The organism is Leclercia sp. UBA7405 (assembly GCF_037152215.1).
In the GTDB taxonomy this organism is placed as follows: Bacteria; Pseudomonadota; Gammaproteobacteria; order Enterobacterales; family Enterobacteriaceae; genus Enterobacter; species Enterobacter pneumoniae.
The window spans coordinates 185,479-211,116 of record NZ_JBBCMR010000001.1 but is presented as its reverse complement, the minus strand read 5'-3'; the positions used below and the strand labels follow the sequence as shown (position 1 = coordinate 211,116).

22 protein-coding genes and 1 other annotated feature are annotated in these 25,638 nt (G+C 56.4%); of the genes, 10 read left to right on the top strand and 12 right to left on the bottom strand.

The genetic code is table 11. The features are described from left to right. Positions 1 to 25 precede the first annotated feature (25 nt). The 3 genes from WFN75_RS00990 (at position 26) to WFN75_RS00980 (ending at position 2,412) form a co-directional block, all read left to right on the top strand. Positions 26 to 880, top strand: coding sequence for a co-chaperone YbbN (locus WFN75_RS00990; RefSeq protein WP_336995448.1), 855 nt, complete (start codon positions 26 to 28; stop codon positions 878 to 880). Between the two features lie 168 nt (positions 881 to 1,048). After that, entirely contained in the window at positions 1,049 to 1,963 is a 915-nt protein-coding gene (locus WFN75_RS00985) for an SPFH domain-containing protein (protein WP_040076850.1), read from the top strand. Continuing rightward, positions 1,960 to 2,412, top strand: coding sequence for an NfeD family protein (locus tag WFN75_RS00980; RefSeq protein WP_207293134.1), 453 nt, complete (start codon positions 1,960 to 1,962; stop codon positions 2,410 to 2,412). The genes WFN75_RS00985 and WFN75_RS00980 overlap by 4 nt, the downstream gene beginning before the upstream one ends. Here WFN75_RS00980 and cueR read toward each other — a convergent pair. Beyond that, on the bottom strand, positions 2,409 to 2,819 hold the full coding sequence (gene cueR / locus WFN75_RS00975; protein WP_207293133.1) for a Cu(I)-responsive transcriptional regulator: 411 nt from the start codon (positions 2,817 to 2,819) through the stop codon (positions 2,409 to 2,411). The two genes, WFN75_RS00980 and cueR, sit on opposite strands and share 4 nt — an antisense overlap. Before the next feature lie 107 nt (positions 2,820 to 2,926). On the opposite strand from cueR, the gene copA reads away from it, so the two are divergent. The 3 genes from copA (at position 2,927) to ybaK (ending at position 6,991) form a co-directional block, all read left to right on the top strand. Then, positions 2,927 to 5,425 carry a copper-exporting P-type ATPase CopA gene (copA, locus tag WFN75_RS00970; RefSeq protein WP_263617413.1) on the top strand — a complete coding sequence of 833 codons (2,499 nt, stop codon included), beginning with the start codon at positions 2,927 to 2,929 and terminating at the stop codon, positions 5,423 to 5,425. 92 nt (positions 5,426 to 5,517) lie between these two features. Beyond that, positions 5,518 to 6,312, top strand: coding sequence for a TraB/GumN family protein (locus WFN75_RS00965; protein ID WP_263617412.1), 795 nt, complete (start codon positions 5,518 to 5,520; stop codon positions 6,310 to 6,312). A gap of 199 nt (positions 6,313 to 6,511) precedes the next feature. Next, entirely contained in the window at positions 6,512 to 6,991 is a 480-nt protein-coding gene (ybaK, locus tag WFN75_RS00960) for a Cys-tRNA(Pro)/Cys-tRNA(Cys) deacylase YbaK (RefSeq protein ID WP_040076855.1), read from the top strand. A 40-nt stretch (positions 6,992 to 7,031) separates the two neighbouring features. Here the strand turns inward: ybaK and ushA are convergent, their stop codons facing one another. Continuing rightward, the gene (gene ushA, locus WFN75_RS00955; RefSeq protein WP_263617411.1) at positions 7,032 to 8,684 is read right to left on the bottom strand and encodes a bifunctional UDP-sugar hydrolase/5'-nucleotidase UshA; all 1,653 of its coding nucleotides are present in this window, start codon (positions 8,682 to 8,684) and stop codon (positions 7,032 to 7,034) included. Between the two features lie 163 nt (positions 8,685 to 8,847). Here ushA and WFN75_RS00950 point away from each other — a divergent pair, with 163 nt between their 5' ends. Then, the gene (locus tag WFN75_RS00950; protein ID WP_207293129.1) at positions 8,848 to 10,068 is read left to right on the top strand and encodes an MFS transporter; all 1,221 of its coding nucleotides are present in this window, start codon (positions 8,848 to 8,850) and stop codon (positions 10,066 to 10,068) included. Positions 10,069 to 10,300: 232 nt separating this feature from the next. Next, positions 10,301 to 11,980 (top strand): YbaL family putative K(+) efflux transporter, encoded by a 1,680-nt coding sequence (ybaL, locus tag WFN75_RS00945; RefSeq protein ID WP_046884425.1) that lies wholly within the window; start codon positions 10,301 to 10,303, stop codon positions 11,978 to 11,980. A 74-nt stretch (positions 11,981 to 12,054) separates the two neighbouring features. On the opposite strand, the gene WFN75_RS00940 is transcribed toward ybaL, so the two are convergent. The 9 genes from WFN75_RS00940 to WFN75_RS00900 all read right to left on the bottom strand — a co-directional run bounded on the left by WFN75_RS00940 (position 12,055) and on the right by WFN75_RS00900 (position 21,462). Further along, positions 12,055 to 13,359 (bottom strand): inosine/guanosine kinase, encoded by a 1,305-nt coding sequence (locus tag WFN75_RS00940; protein ID WP_040076859.1) that lies wholly within the window; start codon positions 13,357 to 13,359, stop codon positions 12,055 to 12,057. Positions 13,360 to 13,421: 62 nt separating this feature from the next. Then, on the bottom strand, positions 13,422 to 14,384 hold the full coding sequence (hemH, locus tag WFN75_RS00935; protein ID WP_207293128.1) for a ferrochelatase: 963 nt from the start codon (positions 14,382 to 14,384) through the stop codon (positions 13,422 to 13,424). 124 nt (positions 14,385 to 14,508) lie between these two features. Next, positions 14,509 to 15,153: an adenylate kinase gene (adk, locus tag WFN75_RS00930; protein WP_040076861.1), complete on the bottom strand. Its 645-nt coding sequence runs from the start codon at positions 15,151 to 15,153 to the stop codon at positions 14,509 to 14,511. Between the two features lie 227 nt (positions 15,154 to 15,380). Then, a complete protein-coding gene (gene htpG / locus WFN75_RS00925) occupies positions 15,381 to 17,255 on the bottom strand; it encodes a molecular chaperone HtpG (protein WP_263617409.1) in 1,875 nt (624 codons plus the stop codon). A gap of 111 nt (positions 17,256 to 17,366) precedes the next feature. Then, positions 17,367 to 17,972, bottom strand: a complete 606-nt coding sequence (gene recR, locus WFN75_RS00920; protein WP_040076863.1) for a recombination mediator RecR — start codon at positions 17,970 to 17,972, stop codon at positions 17,367 to 17,369. Then, positions 17,972 to 18,304, bottom strand: coding sequence for a YbaB/EbfC family nucleoid-associated protein (locus WFN75_RS00915; RefSeq protein WP_032616874.1), 333 nt, complete (start codon positions 18,302 to 18,304; stop codon positions 17,972 to 17,974). Before WFN75_RS00915 ends, recR begins: the two co-directional genes overlap by 1 nt. Before the next feature lie 53 nt (positions 18,305 to 18,357). After that, complete coding sequence (gene dnaX, locus WFN75_RS00910; RefSeq protein WP_040076865.1) at positions 18,358 to 20,292, bottom strand: DNA polymerase III subunit gamma/tau; 1,935 nt, start codon at positions 20,290 to 20,292, stop codon at positions 18,358 to 18,360. Beyond that, positions 18,964 to 19,028, bottom strand: a sequence feature (DnaX frameshifting element). Its footprint overlaps the gene before it by 65 nt. Before the next feature lie 88 nt (positions 20,293 to 20,380). Next, the gene (apt, locus tag WFN75_RS00905) at positions 20,381 to 20,932 is read right to left on the bottom strand and encodes an adenine phosphoribosyltransferase (RefSeq protein WP_040076867.1); all 552 of its coding nucleotides are present in this window, start codon (positions 20,930 to 20,932) and stop codon (positions 20,381 to 20,383) included. Positions 20,933 to 21,084: 152 nt separating this feature from the next. Next, on the bottom strand, positions 21,085 to 21,462 hold the full coding sequence (locus tag WFN75_RS00900) for a DUF454 family protein (protein WP_040076868.1): 378 nt from the start codon (positions 21,460 to 21,462) through the stop codon (positions 21,085 to 21,087). 50 nt (positions 21,463 to 21,512) lie between these two features. Here WFN75_RS00900 and priC point away from each other — a divergent pair, with 50 nt between their 5' ends. Both priC and rsmS read left to right on the top strand, forming a co-directional pair. Then, complete coding sequence (gene priC / locus WFN75_RS00895; protein WP_212477005.1) at positions 21,513 to 22,040, top strand: primosomal replication protein N''; 528 nt, start codon at positions 21,513 to 21,515, stop codon at positions 22,038 to 22,040. Positions 22,041 to 22,052: 12 nt separating this feature from the next. Next, positions 22,053 to 22,214 carry a pleiotropic regulatory protein RsmS gene (gene rsmS / locus WFN75_RS00890; protein ID WP_046884430.1) on the top strand — a complete coding sequence of 54 codons (162 nt, stop codon included), beginning with the start codon at positions 22,053 to 22,055 and terminating at the stop codon, positions 22,212 to 22,214. Positions 22,215 to 22,217: 3 nt separating this feature from the next. Here the strand turns inward: rsmS and mscK are convergent, their stop codons facing one another. Beyond that, positions 22,218 to 25,571, bottom strand: a complete 3,354-nt coding sequence (mscK, locus tag WFN75_RS00885) for a mechanosensitive channel MscK (protein WP_263616393.1) — start codon at positions 25,569 to 25,571, stop codon at positions 22,218 to 22,220. Between the last annotated feature and the right edge of the window lie 67 nt (positions 25,572 to 25,638).

Sequence of the window (25,638 nt, the reverse complement as noted above, 5' to 3'; positions counted from 1 at the left end):
AAAAACGCATAAAAGAGAAGGCCGCATGTCAGTTCAGAATATCGTTAACATTACCGAAGCGAACCTGCATCAGACCCTTGAACAGTCGATGGCGAAGCCCGTGCTGTTCTACTTCTGGTCTGAGCGTAGCCAGCACTGCCTGGAACTCACCCCGGTGCTCGAAAAACTGGCCGCCCAGTATAACGGCCAGTTTATTCTGGCGAAGGTGGATTGCGACGCCGAACAGATGGTCGCCTCCCAGTTTGGCCTGCGCGCCATTCCTACGGTGTACCTGTTCCAGAATGGCCAGCCCGTCGATGGTTTCCAGGGCCCACAGCCGGAAGAGGCCATCCGCGCCCTGCTGGAAAAAGTACTGCCTCGCGAAGATGAGTTAAAGGCGCAAGAGGCGCTGGCGCTGATTCAGGAAGGGAAGCACGACGAGGCGCTGCCGCTGCTAAAAGAGGCGTGGCAGTTGTCGAACCAGGATAGCCAGATTGGCCTGCTGCTGGCTGAAACCCAGCTGGTGCTGAACCGCCCGGACGATGCCGAAGCGGTGCTGAAAACCGTGCCGATGCAGGATCAAGATACCCGCTATCAGGGGCTGATCGCCCAGATTGACCTGCTGAAGCAGGCGGCAGACACCCCAGAAATTCAGCAGCTGCAACAGCAAGTCGCCGATAACCCTAACGATGCCGCACTGGCCAGCCAGCTGGCGCTGCAACTGCATCAGGTTGGCCGCAATGAAGAGGCGCTGGAGCTGCTGTTTGGTCACCTGAAAACGGATCTGGCTGCCGCTGACGGCCAGGCGCGCAAGATGTTCCAGGAGATCCTGGCTGCGCTGGGTACCGGTGATGCGCTGGCGTCGAAATATCGTCGTCAGTTGTATGCGCTGCTGTACTGATCCGCATCTCCTTCCTGTCGCCCCGCGCCGTTAGCGGGGCTTTTTTATATCTGAATCTTGCGTTGCCCTCGCTTTCAGGGCGAATTCTCCTGTGATAGCCGATATACTCATGAGCAACAAACGAACAGTTGTTCTCGAAACATGGAAGGCAAAACAGGAGGTTTCTTTATGCTTATCGTTATACCCGTCTTGATCTTTGTGGTGCTGGTCGTTGTCGGCGCCGGGGTCAAAATCGTCCCTCAGGGCTATCAGTGGACCGTTGAGCGTTTTGGGCGTTATACCACGACGTTGCAGCCCGGCCTGAGTCTTATTGTTCCGTTTATGGACAGAATTGGCCGTAAGATCAACATGATGGAACAGGTTCTTGATATCCCCTCTCAGGAGGTCATCTCCCGGGATAACGCCAACGTCACCATCGATGCCGTCTGCTTTATTCAGGTGATTGACGCGCCGAAGGCGGCCTATGAGGTCAGCAACCTTGAGCTGGCGATCATCAATTTAACCATGACCAATATTCGTACCGTGCTGGGGTCGATGGAGCTGGATGAGATGCTCTCCCAGCGCGACAGCATCAATACTCGCCTGCTGCATATTGTGGATGAAGCCACGAACCCCTGGGGCATTAAGGTTACGCGTATCGAAATTCGCGACGTACGCCCGCCGGCAGAACTGATCTCCTCCATGAACGCGCAGATGAAAGCCGAGCGAACCAAGCGCGCCTATATTCTTGAGGCCGAAGGGGTGCGTCAGGCTGAAATCCTTAAGGCCGAGGGGGAGAAGCAGTCGCAAATCCTGAAAGCCGAGGGGGAACGTCAGTCTGCCTTCTTACAGGCTGAAGCGCGCGAACGTTCCGCAGAAGCAGAAGCCCGGGCAACGCAGATGGTCTCTGAGGCGATTGCCGCCGGGGATATTCAGGCGATTAACTACTTTGTAGCGCAAAAATACACTGAGGCGCTGCAGAACATCGGTGCCGCGAACAACAGCAAAGTGGTGATGATGCCTCTGGATGCCAGCAGCCTGATGGGCTCGATTGGCGGTATTGCCGAGCTCATTAAAGAGAGCGGTAACGAGCGCAAATCATGATCGCGCTGATCCTCGCCCATCCACATGTTTTTTGGCTCAGCCTCGGCGGCCTGCTTCTGGCGGCCGAGATGCTTGGCGGCAACGGGTATTTACTCTGGAGCGGCGTGGCGGCAGTGGTCACTGGGCTGGCGGTGTGGCTTATGCCGTTCGGCTGGGAGTGGCAGGGCATCCTGTTCGCGGCGCTGACCCTGCTGGCTGCCTGGCTGTGGTGGCGCTGGCTGTCGCGTCAGGTGCGGGAACAAAAACCGGCCGATGCAACGCTCAATCAGCGTGGTCAACAGCTGGTGGGTAAACGCTTTACCCTCGAGACCGCCCTGGTAAACGGGCGCGGCCATATGCGGGTTGGCGACAGCTCCTGGCCAGTGCTGGCCGACGAGGACCTCCAGGCAGGAACCCGGGTTGAGGTGGTGGCGGTCGAAGGGATCACCCTGCGTGTGAGATCCTGTTAAGCACCCGACTTACGATGGCAGCAGCCGGAAAGATTGTCGATGATCGGGCAATCGGCGCTGTCATCGCCCGGGCAGGCTTCGGCCAGCGCCAGCAGCTGCGTCCGCATCGCCTGCAGTTCAACAATATGGCGTTCTATTTCCGCCACCTTCTCCAGGGTTCTGCGTTTCACATCCGCGCTGTGTCGCTCGGGATCGTTAAACAGCATCACCAGATTGCCGCACTCCTCCAGGTTAAATCCCACCTGCCGGGCCTGGCGCAGCAGCGTAAGCTCATCGAGATGTTTTTGCGTATAACTGCGGTAACCATTTTCACTGCGCAGCGGCGGCGTCACCAGCCCCTTCTCTTCATAGAAGCGAATCGCTTTGCTGGTTAAACCGGTTTTTTTTGCCACATCACTGATATTCACCTTTCCCCCTTGACCTTCCCCTTGATGGAAGGTTTAACCTTCATAATAGTTAGCAGAGAACAGTATGACGGTTATTATCTGACCGGGTCATTATAAAGGAGTTTACTATGTCTCACACCATCGACCTGACACTGGACGGCCTCTCCTGCGGCCACTGTGTCAAACGCGTTAAAGAGAGTCTGGAGCAACGCGCCGACGTGGAAACGGCGGACGTCACTATCGATCACGCCGCCGTCACCGGCAGCGCCAGCGCGGAAGCCCTGATCGACACCATCAAACAAGCCGGCTACGGGGCGGAGTTAAGCCACCCAAAGGCTGATCCGCTGACAGCGTCATCAATCCCGTCGGAAGCACTGACAGCGGCCCCTTCTGAGCTTCCGGCAGCCGATGACATTGACGACAGCCAGCAGCTGTTGATCAACGGCATGAGCTGCGCCAGCTGCGTATCCCGGGTACAGAGTGCACTGCAAACGGTGCCGGGGGTAGTACAGGCACGGGTCAACCTGGCGGAGCGCACTGCCCTTGTGATGGGCAACGCCTCCGCCGCTGATTTAGTGCAGGCTGTCGAAAAAGCAGGCTACGGCGCGGAGGCGATTGAAGACGATGCTGAACGCCGCGCCCGCCAGCAAGAGACCGCCGTTGCCACCATGAAACGCTTCCGCTGGCAGGCGATAGTCGCGCTGCTGGTGGGGATCCCGGTCATGGGCTGGGGGATGCTCGGCGATAACATGATGGTCACCGCCGAAAACCGCAGCCTGTGGCTGGCCATTGGCCTGCTTACCCTGGGGGTGATGGTCTTTGCCGGGGGCCACTTCTATACCAGCGCCTGGAAGAGCCTGAAGAACCGCACCGCTACCATGGATACGCTGGTGGCGCTGGGTACGGGCGCGGCATGGCTCTATTCCATGAGCGTCAACCTCTGGCCTCAGTGGTTCCCGATGGAAGCCCGCCATCTTTATTATGAAGCCAGCGCGATGATCATTGGTTTGATCAATCTTGGCCATATGCTGGAGGCGCGCGCGCGTCAGCGCTCCTCGAAAGCGCTGGAGCGGTTACTGGATCTGACGCCCCCTACCGCGCGTGTCATCACGGAAGAGGGTGAAAAGAGCCTCTCACTGGCGGATGTCCAGCCTGGCATGATTCTGCGTCTGACCACCGGCGACCGCGTTCCGGTCGATGGGGAGATCACCGAAGGTGAAGCCTGGTTCGATGAAGCGATGCTGACCGGTGAGCCTGTCCCGCAGCAAAAGAGCGGCGGTGAAAACGTGCACGCCGGCACCCTGGTACAGGACGGCAGCGTGCTGTTCCGTGCCAGCGCGGTGGGAAGCCATACCACACTGTCGCGAATTATCCGTATGGTGCGCCAGGCACAAAGCAGCAAGCCTGAAATCGGTCAGCTGGCCGATCGCATCTCCGCCATTTTTGTCCCCGTGGTCGTCCTGATTGCGCTGTTCAGCGCTGGGATCTGGTATCTCTTTGGCCCGGCACCGCAGATTGTTTACACCCTGGTGATCGCCACCACGGTGCTGATTATCGCCTGTCCGTGCGCCCTGGGGCTGGCAACGCCCATGTCGATTATCTCAGGCGTAGGCCGTGCCGCGGAATTTGGTGTGCTGGTGCGCGATGCCGATGCTCTGCAACGCGCCAGTACTTTGGATACGCTGGTCTTTGATAAAACCGGCACCCTGACAGAAGGCAAACCGCAGGTGGTTGCCGTCAAGACGATAGGCATTGAGGCCGATGATGCGCTGCGCCTCGCCGCCGCGCTGGAGCGGGGCTCAAGCCATCCGCTGGCCCGCGCCATCATCGAAAAAGCTGGAGAGGCGAACTTGCCGCAGGTGGTCAATTTCCGCACCCTGCGCGGCTTGGGCGTTAGCGGCGAAGCAGACCAGCGTCCCCTGCTGCTGGGGAACGAAGCGCTGTTGAATGAGAACGGCATTGATACCGCCGCGATGGCCGATGAGCTGAACGCGCAGGCATCACAAGGGGCTACGCCGGTGCTGCTGGCCGTGGAGGGTAAAGTGGCCGCGCTGTTCGCCATTCGCGATCCGCTGCGCCAGGATAGCGTCGAGGCACTGCAAAGACTGCACCGCGCCGGGTATCGGCTGGTGATGCTGACCGGTGACAATCCCACCACCGCGGCAGCCATTGCAAAAGAGGCGGGTATTGATGAAGTTATTGCCGGGGTGCTGCCGGATGGCAAAGCCGACGCCATTAAAAATCTGCAGCGCCAGGGGCGCCAGGTGGCCATGGTGGGCGATGGCATTAACGATGCCCCGGCGCTGGCCCAGGCAGAGGTGGGGATTGCCATGGGCAGCGGTAGCGATGTAGCAATTGAAACCGCCGCTATCACCCTGATGCGTCATAGCCTGACGGGCGTAGCGGACGCGCTGGCCATTGCAAAGGCGACGTTGCGCAACATGAAGCAAAACCTGATGGGGGCCTTCGTCTATAACGCGCTGGGCATACCAATTGCGGCGGGGATTTTATGGCCGCTAACCGGGACTCTGCTTAATCCGGTCGTGGCCGGAGCGGCAATGGCGCTCTCTTCCATTACCGTGGTGAGTAACGCGAACCGTTTGCTGCGCTTCAAACCTAAAGCCTGACGTAACAGCCCTTCCCGCCTGCCGGGAGGGGCTAAAATTTGCACCTTTCCCTGCTGCGCGCTAGCATGAACCTTTCGCTACAGGGAGCGCGTATGAGTCTGTTTAGCCGTATAAAATCTGCATTGAGCGCGCACTTCCCACGCCGTTATCCCTGGCCGGGGCTGGATATCGTATTGCCCGGCGGGCAACATCTGCACCTGTTAGGCAGTATTCATATGGGCACGCAAGATATGTCGCCGCTACCTGCCGGACTGATCCGCCTGGTGCAAAAAGCCGATGCGTTAATCGTTGAAGCCGATATTTCGGGCAACGACTCACCCTTCGCCGATCTGGCGATCCCCCCTCCTCTGGCGGAACGCCTCAGCCCTGAACAGCTCACCGAGCTGGAACGGCTGGCCGGCGAGCTGAGCTTACCGCTGTCGATGCTCGAAACTCAGCCGTTGTGGCAAATTGCCATGGTGTTGCAGGCCACACAGGCGCAGCGTCTGGGGCTTCGGGGCGATTACGGCATTGATTATCAGTTGCTGCATCTGGCGCGTGAACGCGCCATTCCGGTGATAGAGCTGGAAGGGGCTGACAGCCAGATAGCGTTGCTGCGTCAGTTGCCAAATGACGGAATACTGTTGCTGGAAGATACGCTGACCCACTGGCACACCAACGCCCGGCTGCTACAGACGATGATTAGCTGGTGGCTGGATGCGCCGCCCGCCGCCAGCCCGCAGGCGCTGCCAGCCACCTTTAGTGAATCGCTCTACGACGTATTAATGCACGCCCGAAACCAGGCCTGGTGTGAGAAGCTCCACGCCCTACCGCCGGGACGTTATGTCGTGGCCGTGGGGGCGCTGCATTTGTATGGCGAGGGAAATTTGCCCGCATTGCTGCGTTAAAAAAATGGCCAATATCGCTATTGGCCCGTCAAAGAGGAATTTCATTATTTTAGTTATGCCGGAGGAAGCCTCCGGATCTCTCGATTGTCGCTCAAAGTGCCCATCACTGCCAACACTATTGCGCAAGATGGTGCTATTTTTTAAGCAACATCCGGACGTATGCTGAGCACATACACTGTCTTTGGTAAGAAGGATTGTTATGACACCCGCCGTTAAATTACTCGAAAAAAACAAGGTTTCTTTCCGTATCCACGCCTACGATCATGACCCTAACGAAACGAACTTCGGCGATGAAGTCGTGCAAAAACTTGGGCTCAATGCCGATCAGGTTTATAAGACGCTATTAGTGGCGATTAATGGCGATATGAAGCACCTGGCGGTGGCGGTTACCCCGGTGGCCGGGCAGTTAGATTTAAAAAAGGTGGCAAAGGCGCTGGGGGCGAAGAAAGTGGATATGGCTGACCCGATGGTTGCGCAACGTATCACGGGTTACCTGGTGGGGGGGATAAGCCCGCTGGGGCAGAAAAAACGCCTGCCAACGGTCATTGATGCCCCGGCACAGACGTTTGACACTATCTATATTTCTGGTGGCAAACGCGGCCTGGATATTGAGCTGGCCGCGGCGGATCTGGCGAAAATGCTGGATGCGCAGTTTGCGGATATCGCTCGCCGGGATTAAACGCCGTACCGGCCTGCTGCCAGGCCGGTACTGTGAATCGTTACTGCCAGCTCACTTCACCTTTCGGTTCATAGCTATTCACATCCAGGGGAGAATTCTGCTGGATATATTGCTTCAGCACTTCAGCATCAATAAAGCCAGTATTCACATACCCCGGTTTCTCATCCAGACGCGGATAACCATCGCCGCCGGTGGCGTTAAAACTCAGGGTTGCCATGCGATAGGTTTTTGCCGGATCGACGGGCTCGCCTTTGATCTTCAGATCGTTGAGCACACCCTCTTTTGCGACAAAGCTGACATTGGCAAATTGAGGATAGGCGCCGGAATCGGGTTTCATCTTCGCTACGGCGGTAAGATATTCGGTCACCTCTTTACCGGTCATGTCGGCATAGACCACCAGGTTGCCAAATGGCTGTACCTTCAGCACATCTTTGTAGGTGATGTCGCCCCCTTCGATAGAGTCACGTACCCCACCACCGCTCATCACCGCAAAATCGGCATTGGTGCGCGCCATCTGCGCCGCCAGGATCAGATGCCCCATATTGGTCTGCACAAAGCGTACCTTGCTGCGATCGCCCTCAAGACGGCCATTGAGCGTACCAATTTTCACCTCCAGCTGCGCTTTGCCTTTATTCTGGAAAGGGGTGAGCATGGAGAGCATCTGCTGGTTTTCGGCAATTTCGGGGGTGAAGAGCACACGCTCACTCTCACCGTTGTCATAGGTCACTTTCTTCTTCAGATTGACCGGAATCAGTTGATAACGAACCATCTTCATTTCGCCATTGCGGAACTCAAAATCGGCGCGACCGACATATTTGCCCCACTCATGTGCCTGTACAATCCAGATCCCGTTCTGCTGATCGGGGGCGCACGGCGTCCCTGGCACGTAATCAACCTGTTTTTTGTTTTCAGAGGCCATGCACACCGGATCTTGTGAGTGACCACCCACAATCATTGCCAGCGAGCCGGCAGGCAGGCTGCGCGCCATCTCCACATCGCCCGGCGCATTAGAACCGTGTTCACCATTATCGTAATGGCCCATATGGGTGGTAGCGATCAGGACATCCGGTTTTTCGTTCTGTTGTAACTCCTGGATGACCAGCTTCGCCTCTTCAGCGGGTTTGCGAAATTCGATGTCGGTAAAAAATTCCGGATTACCGATTTTCGCCGTATCGTCTGTCGTCAGACCAATCACCGCGATTTTAATATCCTGACGTTTAAAGATGGCCCACGGCTTAAATAAACGTTCGCCGGTGCTTTTCTGATAAATATTGGCAGAGAGGAACGGGAATTTGGCCCATTTTTCCTGCTGGCGTAATACCGTAAGCGGATTATCGAATTCATGGTTACCCACGGCCATCGCGTCATAGCCGATTAAATTCATGCCACGGAAATCAGGCTCCGCATCCTGCAAATCTGACTCCGGTACCCCGGTATTGATATCGCCGCCGGAAAGCAGTAATACGCTGCCGCCCCCGGCTGCCACCTCTTTACGAATGCCGTCTACCAGCGTTTTTTGCGCGGACAGACCGTATTCGCCGTATTCGCTGCGCCAGAAGTGACCATGGTGATCGTTGGTGTGCAGGATGGTGATTTTGTAAGTTTTATCTTTTTCATATGCCTGGGCAGGCAGGCTTGCCACGCTCCCGGCCACCAGCAACGCCAACGCGACGCCTCGCTTCACAAACTTCATATTCTCTCTCCCTGACCTTTAGACAAACGCAAAAATTACAATGAGTAATCAGAATAGACAAATAAGTTTTCAGAATTGCGACTTCCTTCAAATGTCGCTGAAAGGTATGTTAGTTGAATAATAATTACACCCTGCATTTCTAATAACATCCGACGTGGTATTTATGGCAATCAGTGAAACAACCCAGCCGGCCTCCGGCGCTCCGCCATCGTCATCGAAGGCGCGCACTTCTTTTGGCATTCTCGGTGCCATCAGCCTCTCGCATCTGCTTAACGATATGATTCAGTCGCTGATTCTGGCGATCTATCCGCTGCTGCAGAGCGAATTCTCACTCACTTTCGTGCAGATAGGCATGATTACCCTCACCTTCCAGCTGGCCTCATCACTGTTGCAGCCGGTGGTGGGTTACTGGACAGATAAGTATCCGATGCCCTGGTCGCTACCGATTGGCATGTGCTTTACCCTAAGCGGGCTAGTTCTGCTGGCGATGGCGGGCAGCTTTGAAGCCGTGCTGGTCGCGGCGGCGCTAGTGGGTACGGGCTCTTCCGTATTTCATCCTGAGTCATCGCGCGTGGCGCGGATGGCCTCCGGTGGCCGTCACGGTCTGGCGCAATCCTTGTTCCAGGTGGGCGGTAACTTTGGGAGCTCACTGGGGCCACTGCTGGCAGCAGTAATTATCGCCCCTTACGGTAAAGGGAATGTCGCGTGGTTTGTATTGGCAGCGCTTCTGGCCATCGTGGTCCTGGCGCAAATCAGCCGCTGGTATGCTGCTCAACATCGTGTCAACAAGGGCAAACCTAAGGCACCTGTAGTTAACCCGCTGCCCCGGGATAAGGTGATCCTGGCCATCAGCATTCTGTTAATGCTGATTTTCTCGAAATACTTCTATATGGCCAGCATTAGCAGCTATTACACCTTTTATTTGATGGAAAAATTCGGCTTATCGGTGCAGAACGCCCAGTTCCACCTGTTTGCGTTCTTGTTTGCGGTTGCTGCCGGGACCTTTATTGGCGGGCCACTGGGCGACAAGATTGGGCGTAAATATGTGATTTGGGGCTCTATCCTTGGCGTTGCCCCTTTCACCCTTGTTTTACCCTATGCCAGCCTCTGGTGGACGGGCGTTTTAACGGTGATAATTGGGTTTATCCTCGCTTCGGCATTTTCCGCCATTCTTGTGTACGCTCAGGAGCTGCTTCCGGGCCGTATCGGTATGGTTTCAGGGCTCTTTTTCGGCTTTGCCTTCGGGATGGGAGGCCTTGGGGCAGCGGTTCTGGGGCTGATTGCCGACCATACCAGTATCTTTTTGGTCTACAAAATATGCGCTTTCCTGCCTCTTCTGGGGATGTTGACCATATTCCTGCCTGATAACCGGCAAAAAGACTGATTTACCCGCGGCCAAACTCAAACTTTGGCCGCGTCCTCCCCTTATGGCACAAGCCTCTCCTCTCTCTCCTCGGGTTAATTTGTCCGAATCTGCTTTTTTTCACGCTTATTGCTCTTTTATTCAAATTTCAACAATTATTCATAAACATAATCATTAATTTTGTCATAAACTATTACCAGGTTTTTTGGTTAACCACCAAAAATGGATCAACACAGCTACGAAAGGAGACGGAATGCACCACGCCACACCGCTTATCACCACCATTGTTGGTGGTCTTGTGCTCGCTTTTATTCTTGGCATGATTGCCAACAAACTTCGTATATCTCCTCTGGTCGGTTATTTATTAGCGGGTGTGCTGGCAGGGCCATTTACTCCGGGTTTCGTTGCTGATACTAAACTTGCGCCTGAACTGGCAGAACTGGGCGTGATCCTGCTGATGTTTGGTGTGGGTCTTCATTTTTCTCTGAAGGACTTAATGGCGGTAAAGTCGATCGCCATACCCGGCGCAATCGCCCAGATAGGGGTGGCGACGCTTTTGGGAATGGCGCTTTCAGCACTGCTGGGCTGGTCGCTGATGACCGGTATCGTCTTTGGGCTCTGCCTCTCTACCGCCAGTACCGTAGTGCTGCTGCGTGCGCTTGAAGAGAGACAGTTAATAGACAGCCAGCGCGGGCAGATCGCTATCGGCTGGCTCATTGTGGAAGATTTAGTGATGGTGTTGACGTTGGTCTTGTTGCCAGCCGTCGCAGGGATGATCGAGAAAGATAACGTCGGCCTGGCCACGCTGGCGCTGGATATGAGTATCACCATCGGTAAGGTAGTGGCGTTTATCGCTATCATGATGCTGGTGGGCCGCCGTCTGGTCCCCTGGATTATGGCCCGCAGCGCTGCTACCGGTTCACGCGAACTGTTTACCCTCTCCGTACTGGCCCTGGCGCTGGGCATTGCCTTCGGTGCCGTTGAACTCTTCGACGTCTCCTTCGCGCTGGGAGCGTTCTTCGCCGGTATGGTGCTGAATGAATCCGAGCTGAGCCATCGTGCCGCCCACGACACGCTGCCGCTGCGTGATGCTTTTGCGGTGCTGTTCTTTGTCTCGGTGGGGATGTTGTTCGATCCGCTCATTCTGATCGATCAGCCGCTGGCTGTGCTGGGTACGCTGGCCATCATTATCTTCGGCAAGTCGCTTATTGCCTTCTTCCTGGTGCGTATGTTCGGCCACTCGCCGCGCACCGCCCTGACCATCGCCGCCAGTCTGGCGCAGATTGGTGAGTTTGCCTTCATTCTTGCGGGTCTGGGGATGGCGCTGAATCTGCTGCCGCAGGCCGGACAGAACCTGGTGCTGGCGGGGGCGATCCTCTCCATTATGCTGAATCCGGTGCTGTTTGCCCTGCTGGAGAAGTATCTCGACAAGACCGAGACCCTGGATGAGCAGACGCTGGAAGAGGCCATTGAAGATGAGAAACAGATCCCGGTCGATATCTGCAACCACGCGCTGCTGGTGGGCTTCGGCCGCGTCGGCAGCCTGCTGGGTGAGAAATTAATGGCACAGGGCGTACCGCTGGTGGTAATTGAGACCTCACGCACCCGCGTGGATGAGCTGCGAGAGCGCGGAATACGTGCGGTGCTGGGTAATGCGGCCAACGAAGAGATCATGAATCTGGCCCATCTGGATTGCGCCCGCTGGCTGTTGCTGACTATTCCGAATGGCTATGAAGCGGGAGAAATTGTGGCGACCGCCCGCGAAAAGTGCCCGAATATCGAGATTATCGCCCGCGCCCATTATGACGATGAGGTGGATTACATTACTGAACGTGGTGCCAATCAGGTGGTGATGGGCGAACGCGAGATTGCCAATACGATGCTGACGCTGCTGACGAAGCCGCCAGCAAATGAGACGGTAACAGCGGGCTGATGCCCTCACCCCGGCCCTCTCCCACAGGGAGAGGAAGCCCATATAAAAAGGCAACTGACGTTGCCTTTTTGCTTTTAGCGATCCCAGTACGCCTCTTCGAGGCTATCTTCCCGTTCCGGCAGGCCACGCGTTAAGCGCGGGGAGTGCTGGTTGAGCACCTGATAACTTACGCGGTTCGCGTACTTACACACCTGTGCCAGCGACGAATAGGTCAGCCAGCTGAACTTGTGCTTACTGGAGTTCGGCACGTTGGTTTTATGGTAGGCATTGGCGGTAATGTCGTGGAGCAGCGCCGCCAGCGCACCGTCGCCTGCGCCGTTGGTGTTCATGATTTTCTCCGGTCCGCCCATATATGGCGCGATGTGGGAGAAAATCCGCAGCGGGTTAACACAGTCTTTGTGGCGCATTGCGCGGCTAAATTCGTACTGGTTGAACTCGGCAATCGCCCCCGGCAGCAGCGGATGCTGGGTTTTACGCTTGCTCTCTTCTTCCGTAAAGCCCGCCATATACAGCCCAACCGGCCCGGCGGTACAGAGCACCAGATCCACCCAGTCCAGCGCTTTATCCGACGCCAGCAGCGGATCGCTTTCGCCGGTCAGCGCTTCGGCCTCTTCTTCGTTCATCGCCAGAATCGAGACGTGCTCTTTCAGAAACGCCTGCCACCACTCTGGGTTATCGGCGATAACAAATTTGGTGCCCAGCGTCAGAACGACCGGCACGTTGTATTTTTTGGCGTACTCGATCGCCTTCATGGTCGCTTCCGGCATCGGTTCGCCGGGCTTGCAGCGCACCAGATAGGAGGTAAGCACCAGCGCGGACGCGCCCGCAATCACCGCCTCCGGGATGCTCTCCGCGCGCAGTTTGTTCATGTGCCCCGGGCTGATGGCGAACGTACGCTCGCCGGAGTCGCTAATCAGCGTGAAGCAGCGGCCAATCGGCCCATCTACACCCTGCAGATAGTTCAGGTCGGTACGGCTGGAGGTGTTGCACAGGTAGCGGTAGGCGTAGCCACCGATTTCGATGTTGCTGCACATCACGCCCAACAGCACCGAGCGGTCGTCGGCCAGCACGGAGTAGTTGTGCATGGTGTTGCCGATGGTGCCCCCGGCAAACTGGTGGGTGATGAGGTTTTCACGCACCAGCTCCTGGTACAGCGCTTCGGCGACGTCATCTTCAATGACCAGCGAGTGGCCGGCGCTCAGACCGTAACGCGCGACAAACGCATCATCCACTTTGGCTTCGATATCCACCAGCGTCTGATCGATACCGACCACCCAGGCTGCGCTGGTCTCGGTTTCCGGCTGAATTTGCTGCAAAAGCGGATCGCGGGCGTTGACGGGAAAGTAGTGTTTGGATTTACGTTTACCGGGAAATTTCATGGTCTGAACTGTGCAAGGATTATGGGCCGGGAATGGTAGCACAAACCCGGCCTTGAGCGCGATCAGCGGCTGTTCGTCACCAGCGAGGCCATCATCTCAATGTGCTCCGGCGAGTCGTTAAGTGCCGGAATGTACTCGTACTTTGTGCCCCCGGCTTCAAGGAAGAATTCGCGGTTTTGTACCGCAATTTCCTCAAGCGTTTCCAGACAGTCCGCCGCAAAGCCCGGCGACATCACCTGAATATGCTTCACGCCTTTCTCACCGAGCATTTTGAGGGTTTCGTCAGTGTACGGTGTCAGCCACGGCTCGCGGCCAAAGCGCGACTGGAAGGTCATCATCACCTTCTCGGGCGGCAGACCAAGCGCAGAGACCAGCTCGCGCGTGGTATCGCGGCAACGCTGCGGGTAGTCGTCCCCTTCGTTGGCAAAACGCTGGGGAATCCCGTGGTAGGAGAGCAGCAGCAGGTCCGGCTCGCCATGCTTTTCAAACGACGCGCGCGCGCTGCTGGCGAGCGCCTGGATGTAAAGTTCATTATCGGCGTAGTCGCGAATAAAGGTCACGGCCGGAATGCGGCGGCGGGTCGCCAGAATGCGCGCCAGCTCATCCCAGACGGCGGCTACCGTGGAACAGGAGTATTGCGGATAGAGTGCCAGTACCACAATGTGCTCAACCCCCTGTGCCAGCAGCGCTTCGACGGCGCTTTTCAGGGAGGGTTTGCCGTAGCTCATCCCCAGCTCAACGGGCATATCCGGTAACCGGGCGGCCAGGGCCTTCTCCTGACGACGGCTATAGACCATCAGCGGCGAGCCCTCTTCCATCCAGACGGATTGATAGAGCTTTGCGACGCGCGGGGAACGAATCGGCAGAATGACACCGCGCAGCAGCGGCCACCAGAGTAATCTCGGGGTATCCACGACGCGCGTATCGCTTAAAAACTGACGCAGGTAGCGTTTTACCGCCGCAGGGGTGGGGGCTTCTGGGGTACCCAGATTGGCAAGCAGGATGCCTGTTTTCGCCTGACTCATTCACGCCTCTTAACCATTTGAATAGGGGTCAATTGTAGCGGAAATGTGGGTAAACGAAACCCATTGCTGTAATAGGTGGGATGAGAATTTTTCTCACCCGGAGATCCGGGTGAGAAACGTGCACTTAGCCGAGGATCTTTTCCAGCTCTGCACGGACATCAGCAACGGCCTGGGTGCCGTCAACTTTCGCGTATTTGGTGTTACCCGCTTCCGCTTCTTTAGAGTAGTAGCCGATCAGCGGCGCGGTCATCTGATGATATTCCACCAGGCGTTTACGCACGGTCTCTTCCTGATCGTCTTTACGGGTGGTCAGCTCTTCGCCGGTCACATCGTCTTTACCTTCAACCTTCGGCGGGTTGAATTTGATGTGGTAAACGCGACCAGAGGCAGCGTGCACGCGACGACCAACGATACGGTCAACGATCAGCTCGTCTGGAACGTCGAACTCCAGAACGTAGTCCACGTTGATGCCCGCTTCTTTCATGGCATCAGCCTGCGGAATGGTGCGTGGGAAGCCGTCCAGCAGGAAACCGTTACGGCAGTCTTCCTGCGCAATGCGCTCTTTCACCAGGGCGATAACCAGCTCGTCGGTGACCAGCTTGCCTGCGTCCATGATGTCTTTCGCCTGTTTGCCCAGCTCGGAGCCAGATTTAACAGCGGCACGCAGCATGTCACCGGTAGAGATTTGCGGAATACCGTATTTCTCCATGATGAACTGAGCCTGAGTTCCTTTACCCGCGCCCGGAGCGCCAAGCAGAATAATACGCATTGCGAAAATCCCCTCAAAAGTTGGTTCAATTTTTCAAAAGCGCTAAACAATACCATCAGAACGGATGTGGCTCAAGGAAGGCGGGACGGCTGAAACGGTTAATGGGGGAGATTATTTGGCGGAGTGCAGGAGGTTTCCCCTCACCCTAACCCTCTCCCCAAAGGGGAGAGGGAAATTGAACACCCTCTCCCCTTTGGGGAGAGGGCTGGGTAAGGGGTAAGGGTTAATTACGCCAGCAGAAGCGCATTCACACGTTTAATGAACAGGTTAGGATCTTCCAGCGTGCCGCGTTCGGCCAGCAGGGACTGATCCAGCAGAAGCTCAACCCACTCGGCAAAGCGTGCTTCGTCCTGGGTATCCGCCGCGCGTTTCACCAGCGGGTGATCCGGGTTCAGCTCGAAGATATATTTCACTTCCGGCATCGCCTGGCCCGCCGCCGCGAACAGTTTCGCCATCTGAGTGCCCATTTCATCGGCATCGGTGGTCACAATCGCCGGGGTATCGGTCAGACGGTGGGTGAAGCGCACCTCTTTCACGCGATCGCCCAGGAAGGTTTTCACACGCTCAACGAACGGCTCCAGCGCTTTCTCGGCTTCTTTCGCGCTTTCATCCACTTCGTCTGCCAGCTTATCGATAGACTCGTCAGCTTTTGCAACGGACTGGAAGGATTTACCGTCGAACTCGGTCAGGTAGTTCATCATCCATTCGTCGATGCGGTCAGACAGCAGCAGCACTTCGATGCCTTTCTTACGCAGCAGTTCCAGGTGCGGGCTGCTCTTCGCCGCGGCGTAGCTGTCGGCGGTGATGTAGTAGATCTTCTCCTGCCCTTCCTTCATGCGGGAGACGTACTCTTCCAGCGACACGGTCTGCGCGGAGGAGTCGTTATGCGTGGAGGCAAAGCGCAGCAGTTTAGCGATCGCTTCAACGTTAGCGGTATCTTCCGCCGGGCCTTCTTTCAGCACCAGGCCGAACTGTTTCCAGAAGGTCTGGTATTTTTCTGCGTCGTCTTTCGCCAGTTTTTCCAGCATCTGCAGCGTACGTTTGGTCAGCGCGTTACGCAGGTTGCGGGTCACGGTGCTGTCCTGCAGGATCTCACGGGAGACGTTCAGCGGCAGGTCGTTGGAGTCAATCAGACCACGGGTGAAGCGCAGGTAGTTCGGCATGAACTGCTCGGCGTCGTCCATAATGAACACGCGCTGCACATACAGCTTCAGGCCGTGCTTGTGATCGCGGTTCCACATATCCCACGGTGCCTGCGCCGGGATGTACAGCAGGCTGGTGTACTCCTGCTTCCCTTCCACGCGGTTGTGGCTCCAGGTCAGCGGATCGGTAAAGTCGTGGGCGATGTGCTTGTAAAACTCGTTGTACTCGTCGTCTTTGATCTCAGACTTATTACGCGTCCACAGCGCCTGCGCCTTGTTGATTTTTTCCCAGGAGACGACGGTTTCACCGTCTTGCTCTTCCTGTTTTTCGATCTCAACCGGCAGCGCGATGTGGTCGGAATATTTACCGATGATTGAGCGCACGCGCCAGTCGTTCAGGAAGTCATCTTCGCCTTCACGCAGGTGCAGGGTGATTTCGGTCCCGCGATCCGCTTTGGTGATATCGGCAACGGTGTATTCGCCTTCGCCTTGAGATTCCCAGAACACGCCATTTTCAGCGCTTTCGCCTGCCGCACGGGTACGCACGGTAACTTTGTCCGCCACGATGAACGCCGAGTAGAAGCCCACGCCGAACTGGCCGATCAACTGGCTGTCTTTCGCCTGATCGGTGCCCATGGACTCGAGAAACGCTTTGGTACCGGATTTAGCGATGGTACCGAGATGGTCGATCACTTCATCGCGAGTCATACCGATGCCGTTATCGGCGATGGTCAGGGTGCGATTTTCTTTATTAAACGAGACGCGTACGCGCAGATCGCCGTCACCTTCATACAGATCCGGGCTTGAGAGCGCACGGAAACGCAGCTTGTCCGCCGCATCCGAGGCGTTGGAAATCAGCTCGCGCAGGAAGATCTCTTTATTGGAATACAGGGAATGGATCATCAGGTGCAGAAGCTGTTTTACTTCTGACTGGAAACCGCGGGTTTCTTGTCCTTTCATCTAAGTCGACCTCAACAATGCCATTTAATGGGGTGGTAAAAACGTTGAGTGAGAGATGGGGATAAGGGGGGGAGTTTTCAAGCGGAGGCGGTGAACGCCGCCTCCGTTTGGTCAGAAAATAATCTTGTGTCGTCCGGCCAGGGAGTGTGACAGCGTGGTGCCGTCCACCATTTCCAGCTCGCCGCCCACCGGCACGCCGTGGGCGATGCGGCTGGCGTCAACGCCATATTGCCCACACAGCTCGGCAATATAGTTGGCGGTGGCTTCCCCCTCCACCGTTGGGTTGGTGGCGAGGATCACCTCTTTGATGGTCTCGGACTCAAGTCGCTGCTCAAGCCGATCAAGGCCAATATCGCCCGGACCGATACCGTCAAGCGGCGACAGATGCCCCATCAGCACGAAATAGCGACCAGAGAACTGCCCGGTTTGCTCAATGGCGTAGATGTCCGCAGGACTCTCCACCACGCAAATCTGGCCGTTTTCCTGGCGACGCGGGTTCGTACAGATATTGCACACCTCCTGCTCGGTAAAGGTACGGCAGTCTGCACAGTGACCAATTTCTGACATGGCGCGGGTCAGTGCCTGCGCCAGACGCATCCCGCCGCTACGATCGCGCTGCAAGAGCGTAAACGCCATGCGCTGCGCTGACTTCGGGCCTACACCCGGCAGGCAGCGCAAGGCTTCCATTAACTGCGTGAGCAGCGGACTGGTTTGCATCAGAACGGCATCTTAAAGCCTGGCGGCAACTGCATTCCGGAGGAGACAGAGGCCATTTTCTCTTTCTGGGTTTCGTCGATACGACGAGCAGCATCGTTGAAAGCTGCCGCAACCAGATCTTCCAGCATATCTTTGTCATCTTCGAGCAGGCTTGGGTCGATTTCAACGCGACGGCAGTTATGCGCACCGTTGATGGTCACTTTCACCAGACCGGCACCTGATTCGCCCGTGACTTCCATCTGCGCGATCTCTTCCTGCATCTTCTGCATTTTTTCCTGCATCTGCTGGGCTTGCTTCATCAGACCACCCAGACCGCCTTTACCACCAAACATAGGCTTCTCTCTTCTTTCACGTTAAACAGGACAACCGTAAGCCAAACTCACGATCAAATGGGGCGAATACTCTCTTCATCCAGCTCAGCATCAAAGAAGCGCTGCAGAGTCTGAATGTTATTATCCGCGATAATTGACTCACGCGCCTGCGCGAGTTTCTCTTCATAAATCGCCTGACGCCACTCCAGCGGCGTGCGCACCGCCGGATTATCATCTTCAACGATGGTCAATTCAACCGGCGCACCCCGTAATGTGCTGAGCGCCTCAGTCAATACCTGCTGCGCGCTGGCAGAATTGAGGTGTCGCTGACCCGGGCGCAGATGCAGACAGATGCGATTCTCTTCCTGTTCACGCCAGGCGTTGAGGGCCACCTGCTCCACCAGCTTGGGCAGCTTCAGTTTGTTGACCTCTGCGGCCCATTCATCGCGTGCCAGCGACTCCTCGGCCAGCTTCGCCGAAAGCTCCGGTGTCTTTTCATGCTCCAGCGCTTTTTTCAGCGCCTTCGGGGTCGCGACCTGAACCTTCACCTCTTCGGTTATGGTCGTCGCCTTCCAGCGGTAAGCCTCCGGCTTCGCCGGCGCTTTTTGCTCAGCATTGGCTGCAGATGGCTGCTTTTGCACGCGCTCGGTAACCGATGCCAGGCGTTCCAGCGTGGCGTTATTCACCGGCCGCGCTCTGCCTGGCGCTGCCGGTTCACTCTTTTTTGGTTTAGATGCTCCCTGAGCACGTTGCAACTGGCTACGGGCAGCCAGCACCGAACTGGTGGCATCCGACAGCGGCACCTCCTGGCGTGGCGCAGGCGGAGCCGAGGGTTGCGGTGCGGTCTGCGTCGGCGTTAGTACCGCAGTGGGCGCGACCGGGGCGAACGACTGCTGGGGCACTTCGGGTTCAGGCAGCGGCATGCGCGGGTGGAATGCCAGCGCACGCAGTAACGTCATTTCAATGCCCATCCGACGATCCGGCGCGAACGGCAACTCTTTGCGGCCAATCAGCAGCGTCTGATAGTAGAGCTGCACATCCGCTGGCGGGACGGTACGGGCCAGTTCTCGCATGCGCTGCTCAATAGCAGCCATATCGCTGCCGAGCGCGGCGGGTGAAAGCTGAACCATCGCAATACGGTGCAGCAGCGCCAGCATCTCAACCAACAAGGCTTCCCATTCGACGCCGCGGGCCGCAGAGGCATTCACCAGCGACATCACGCGTTCGCCATCCGCCGCAACCACGGCTTCGATCAGCGACAGCGCTTGATCGTCGTCGAGAGCGCCCAGCATGGAGGTGACCGCCTCGGTGGAGAGTTTGCCATCACCGCTGGCAATGGCCTGATCGGTCAGGCTCAGCGCATCGCGAAGGCTGCCGTCGGCGGCGCGAGCCAGCAGTTGCAGGGCACGTGGCTCATGCTCAACCTGTTCGGCAGTAAGAATGCGCTCCAGCTGATCGCGGATTTGCGTAACATCCAGCGCCTTCAGGTGGAACTGCAGGCAGCGGGAAAGGATCGTTACCGGCAGCTTTTGCGGATCGGTAGTCGCCAGCAGGAATTTCACGTGCGCAGGCGGCTCTTCCAGCGTCTTTAACAGCGCATTGAAGCTGTGGCGCGAAAGCATGTGCACTTCATCGATCAGATAGACCTTGAAGCGACCACGGGCCGGGGCGTACTGAACGTTATCCAGCAGATCGCGGGTATCTTCGACTTTGGTACGCGAAGCGGCATCGATCTCGATCAGATCGACAAACCGCCCCTGCTCGATCTCGCGGCAGTTGTCACATACACCGCACGGCGTGGCGGTGATGCCGGTTTCGCAGTTGAGACCTTTCGCCAGCAAGCGGGCGATGGACGTTTTCCCCACGCCGCGCGTGCCGGAGAAGAGCCAGGCGTGATGAATGCGTCCTAGCGATAAACCATTCGCAAGGGCGGTGAGCACATGTTCTTGGCCGACAACGTCAGCAAAGGTTTGGGGTCGCCATTTTCGGGCTAACACCTGATAACTCATGGGCAGGCTCTGCAACGCTGGAAGGTGGATAAACAGGGAGGTAATGCTAACACAACCTCACCCAATGGGCGAGGTTGTGGGAGAGGGATTAGTGACCCGGGAATGGCACCAGGCTGTAGCTGGTGATGCCCTGTTTTTCGAGGCGCTGCTCACCACCCAAATCGAACAGGTTGATGATGAACGCAGCATCGGTCACTTCGCCACCCAGGCGACGGATCAGCTTCACGGTCGCTTCAATGGTACCGCCGGTTGCCAGCAGATCGTCCACAACCAGGACTTTGTCACCCGGTTTAATGGCATCCACGTGGATTTCCAGCTGATCGGTGCCATATTCCAGCTCGTAGCTTTCAGCAATGGTTTCGCGCGGCAGTTTGCGCGGTTTACGTACCGGCACAAAACCGACGCCCAGCGCCAGCGCAACCGGAGCGCCAAACAGGAAACCGCGTGCTTCGGTGCCAACCACTTTCGTGATCCCGGCGTCTTTAAAACGCTCTACCAGCAGTTCAATGCTGAGGGCGTACGCTTTCGGGTCTTCCAGCATGCTGGTGACGTCGCGGAAAAGAATGCCAGGCTTTGGGTAGTCCTGGATACTTTTGATACTGTTTTTGAGAAATTCAAGCTGCTGCGCAGTTGCGGTCATAAGTTTATGCCTGATAAAAAACGGTGTTACTCACGGCGCGCGTCGAAACGGCTAAAGGAGAGTTTGTTTATCCTTTAACCAGGCGTGCCTGTGCTCGAAAACGGTCGAATTTACTGGCTGCGCGCGAGAATTGCAACTGCCATCGCAGACCATTATTGCTTTTGTTGCTTTTCGTCAATCACCGGGATCCGCCACATAAATATCAGCAGGCAGCTCAATATCACCAGCAACAGGATCCGCACCCACATCATTTTCACTAACCACAATGAAATGGCGAACGTAATAAGTATCACGGCGATGGCCCGGGGTTTGGCGCCCGGCGGCATAGCATGGTATTGCTGCCAGTGGCGCAAATAGCCACCAAACCACGAGCGCCAGAGCAGCCAGTGGTGAAAACGCGGCGACGAGCGGGCGAAACACCAGGCCGCCAGCAGGATAAAGGGGGTCGTCGGTAATAAAGGTAATACGACACCCAGGGTGCCGAGCACTACCGCAAGCCAGCCAATGATGATTAGAATAGTACGCTGCATAATGCGAATCGTTATCAAACTGAATGGCTACTGTACCACTGGAGAGCGGATTGAAAACAGCCTTGCTTTTACAGACGCTGCAAAAGCAGCTGACGGCCCTGCACGAGCAGGCCAGGCCGCTGATGCAGCACGCCACACTCAAACCGCGTTTTGACAGGCAACTGTTTCGTAGCCGCAGCACAGTGATGAAGGATTATCTGGCCGAGGCGCAGCACAATCTGGATGAGCTGCGTCATGCGGTAGAAAAAGAGCAGACCGCCCAGGTGGCCTGGCTGGCTGAACACCTGGCAGAACAGATAGCCGCCCTGCATCGGGAAATTGCCGCCTGGCCGCTAAGGGCATGGGATAGCCCCGGCCATGGCCGCGAGAAATGGCAGCGTAAGCGGCTGGAACATCAGGAGTTTGAACGCCGTCTGCATGACATGAAACGCGATCGCGAAGCGCGCCTGAACGCGGCGCAAACTCTGGAAGAGCAGCAGCGTTTGCTGCGCGAAATCACCGCACTGGATGGACGCCTGCTGCGCTGTCGCCAGGCGCTGGACGAAATTGAGCGCGTCATCGCGCAATTAACCCGATAACAGGAGAGATCTATGTCGCTCGACAGTGCACCGGATGAAGTCAAACTAGCTGTGGATTTAATTATGCTGCTGGAAAACCATGCCATCCCGGCCGAGACAGTATTGAAAGCGCTGGATATTGTCAGACGGGATTTTGAGGGGAAATTACCCTCCCCCGGAGCGGGAGAGGGTTAAGTTTTATGCTTGCGCGGGGGTAGGATCGTCTCCCTTAACGTCGCGCTTAACTTCCGTATGCTCCTCACCCTTCTCATTTCGCAGGTGAACTTCAAGCTGGTTAAAGGCGATATTGATGTCGTTTTCACGGCACAGACGGTCGATCGTGCGGTTCAGCTCATCCACGGTGTAGCTTCGGTCACGCAGCTCACGGACATATAAACGCAGCTCATGATCGAGCGTACTTGGCCCGAAGGTGGTGAAGAAGACCGACGGTTCGGGATCGTGCATCACTTTCGGATGATCCATCGCCGCTTTCAGCAGCACTTTTTTCACCTTATCGAGATCCGAACCGTAAGCGACACCGAGGCGAATCACAACGCGCGTAATGGTGTCAGAGAGCGACCAGTTGATCAGACGCTCAGTCACGAAGGCCTTGTTCGGGATGATCACCTCTTTGCGATCGAAATCGGTAATGGTCGTAGCACGAATACGGATCTTACTGACGGTGCCTGAGAAGGTGCCGATGGTCACGGTATCGCCAATGCGCACCGGGCGTTCGAACAGAATAATCAGGCCGGAGACGAAGTTACCGAAGATCTCCTGCAGACCAAAACCCAGACCTACCGACAAGGCCGCTGCCAGCCACTGGAGTTTATCCCAAGAGACCCCCAGCGAGCCGAAGACGGTCATCGCCCCCGCCACCAGAATCACATAATTGAGAATGGTGGTGATAGCGTACGACGCCCCCTGGCGCATATTCAGGCGCGAGAGCACCAGCACCTCGAGCAGGCCCGGAAGGTTGCGAATTAGCGCCCAGGCCACCATCGACGAGACCAGCGCAAAGAGCAGGCTACCCAGGGTGACATTTTTCACCACCGCCGCGCCCGCTTCGGTACCGTTGTAGTGCCACAGGGTTATGCTATCGAGGTAAGCAAAGACGGTGATTAAGTCAGACCAGATTGCCCAGAACAGGACGGCAAACAGAGCGATCATCACCAGCATAGTAATACGCAATGTCTGCTGGTTAACCTGCTCCAGCGCGATGGTCGGCTCTTCCTGCGGCTCGGCCCCTTCCGCCCCCTCTTTCACCATGTTCTGGCGGCGCGCCAGTGCGCGGCGATACGCAATACGACGCGCAGCAACGCTCAGGCCGCGGAGCACGGTCTGGTAGAGCAGATTCCAGAGGATGACCAGATAGACGGTTTCAATCCAGCGCCCGGAGAGGCGCAGCGTGGTATAGAAATAGCCCGTCGCGGTCAGCACCATTAACGCCAGCGGGATGATCGACAGTATGGTCACCGTGACCAGGCGAATCGTGTGCGACTCTTTATCGCGCCAACTGTCGCGGCACATCGGCCACATGAGTACGGCGATCAACAGCAGGTTGAGCAGAATCACAAACTGGCCTAAGACATCATCCATCAGGTGTAATGGCGAAAGCTCCGCCACTACTGACCAGAAGTGCAGCGGCAGCAGCGCCAGGCTGATGCGAACAATCTGACGACGCCAGTGGCTGGTCAGTTTCTCCGGCATATTGAAGTGGCACACCGCCACGCCGTCTTTTTCCAGTACCTTCCAGCACAGGCCAAAGACCAGCCAGAACAGCGCCAGTTTCTTGCTAAAGGCCCACAGCAGATCGCTAATATTCAACTGCATAGTGAGCAGAATCAGCCCTACCGCCAGAATCACCAGGCAGATGGGCAAGGCACGTAGCAAATCAATCAGAATCGCTTTCGGCGTGTGCATCTGGCTATCGTTACGCAACTGCCCGACCTCATGCGCCAGCTTCGACTGGTAATTTTTCAGCCAGTTCAGACGCCAGCGAATCAGGCCCGCAATCAGCAACAGCGGCAGTCCGGCCAGGAAAGCAATCGCGGCGGCAGGCCATGCTTTTTCCCAGTTCACGGTGATTTTCATCGCCTTGATCTGGTCTTTCAGGGTGGCGGGGAAGGATTTGATCCACTCCCAGTCCATGGGTTTATTGCTATTCACCCAGAAGATTTGCTGGGTCAGGATCTCCTGCAGGCTCTTCGATACGCTCACCAGCTGTTGCTGATTGATCTGCAAGTTGATCGCCATCATCAGTTGATTCCCCAGCTGTTTGTTCAGCTGGTCAAGCAACTCGCGGCGCATATCCACTACCTGCAGCAGCGCATCGTGCACTTCATCGTTCACTTCGCTGGTATGCCCCTCTTCCACTTTGGCGACAAAACTGTCGCTCTGGAAGAGCGCATCGCGCTGCTGATTCACCTCAAACTGTTCAAGACGCAGGTCGGCGATGCGGTTGGTCATATCCTCCAGTTCATCGGCTGAAGGCAATGTTTGCTGTTGCTGGTAGAGAATACGGGAGAGCAGCAGACTGCCCTTCAGAACCGCAATCTGCTCTTTAATATTGCGTTCCGACTGCAGGGCGCGATCCAGCCAGTTTTTAACTTTGATGTTCTGCTGAACCAGGGCGTTGCCGTTTTCGGTAGCATTGATCAAACGCTGGCTGAGCTGATGGTTCACCTCCAGCTCCTGCTTCACCAACGGGTTTTCCTGTATACGGGCGGTCTCGTCCGGCGTGACGGCTTCTTGTGCTGTCTTCTCGGTCAGGGTCAGGCGTTTACTGTTAACCGCCTCCTGCAGCAGTTGCAGTTGGTGTTCCAGACGGTTGATGTTGGCATTGACGTAATCACGTTGTTTTTGCAACGTATCCTGCAGGATGGTATTCCCTTCCAGGCTCTTACGTTGCTGGTCGATTTGCGCGTTCAATAGCGTTTGCTGTGCCAGCAGCAAAGTCTGCTGGGTTGGTCGTAACGCAGTTTCTCCCACCGCCGTGCCGTTCAGACGATTGCGGATCTCCTGCAGCTGCTGGGAGGCGGTATACATGGCGTTTTGCACGCGCTCTGGCTGTGTCTGCAGTGAAACCAGTTGGCTATTGTACGTCGAGAGATCGCTCTGGGCGGTTTGCAGATCATCCAGCAGTTGGGCCACGCGTGATTCAAGCTGGCGCAGAGAGAGCGTCGCCAGGGTTTTGCGTGTTTCAGCGTCGTTATCTACATCACTCAGGGCGTTTAACCCTTCGGTCGCCTTACGCATGTTTTCAGGTGCCTGAAGCACTTTCTGACGCAACTGGGTGGTTTCGGCTTTAATACGCTCGATTTTATCGAGCGTTTCCAGCGTCTCGGTCAGATCTTGCTGAACAAGTTTATCTTGCGGCGAAAGGTCTTTCTGCTTACTTAACGCATCCAGTTGGCTTTGCAGATCTGCCCGGGTTGGCGTGTCGGTGCCATTAGCGGCTCGGGCAAACGCCGTGTGTGAAGTTATAAAGAAGAACAGTATGAACAAAACCAAAGCAAAAAACGGATTTTGCCTGCGAGTGAAGTGCGACATAGTGGTTGGTATGCTGTGCAATGGATGGCCAAATTGGTTAGGCGTGAAGAATATCACGGCAACCGGA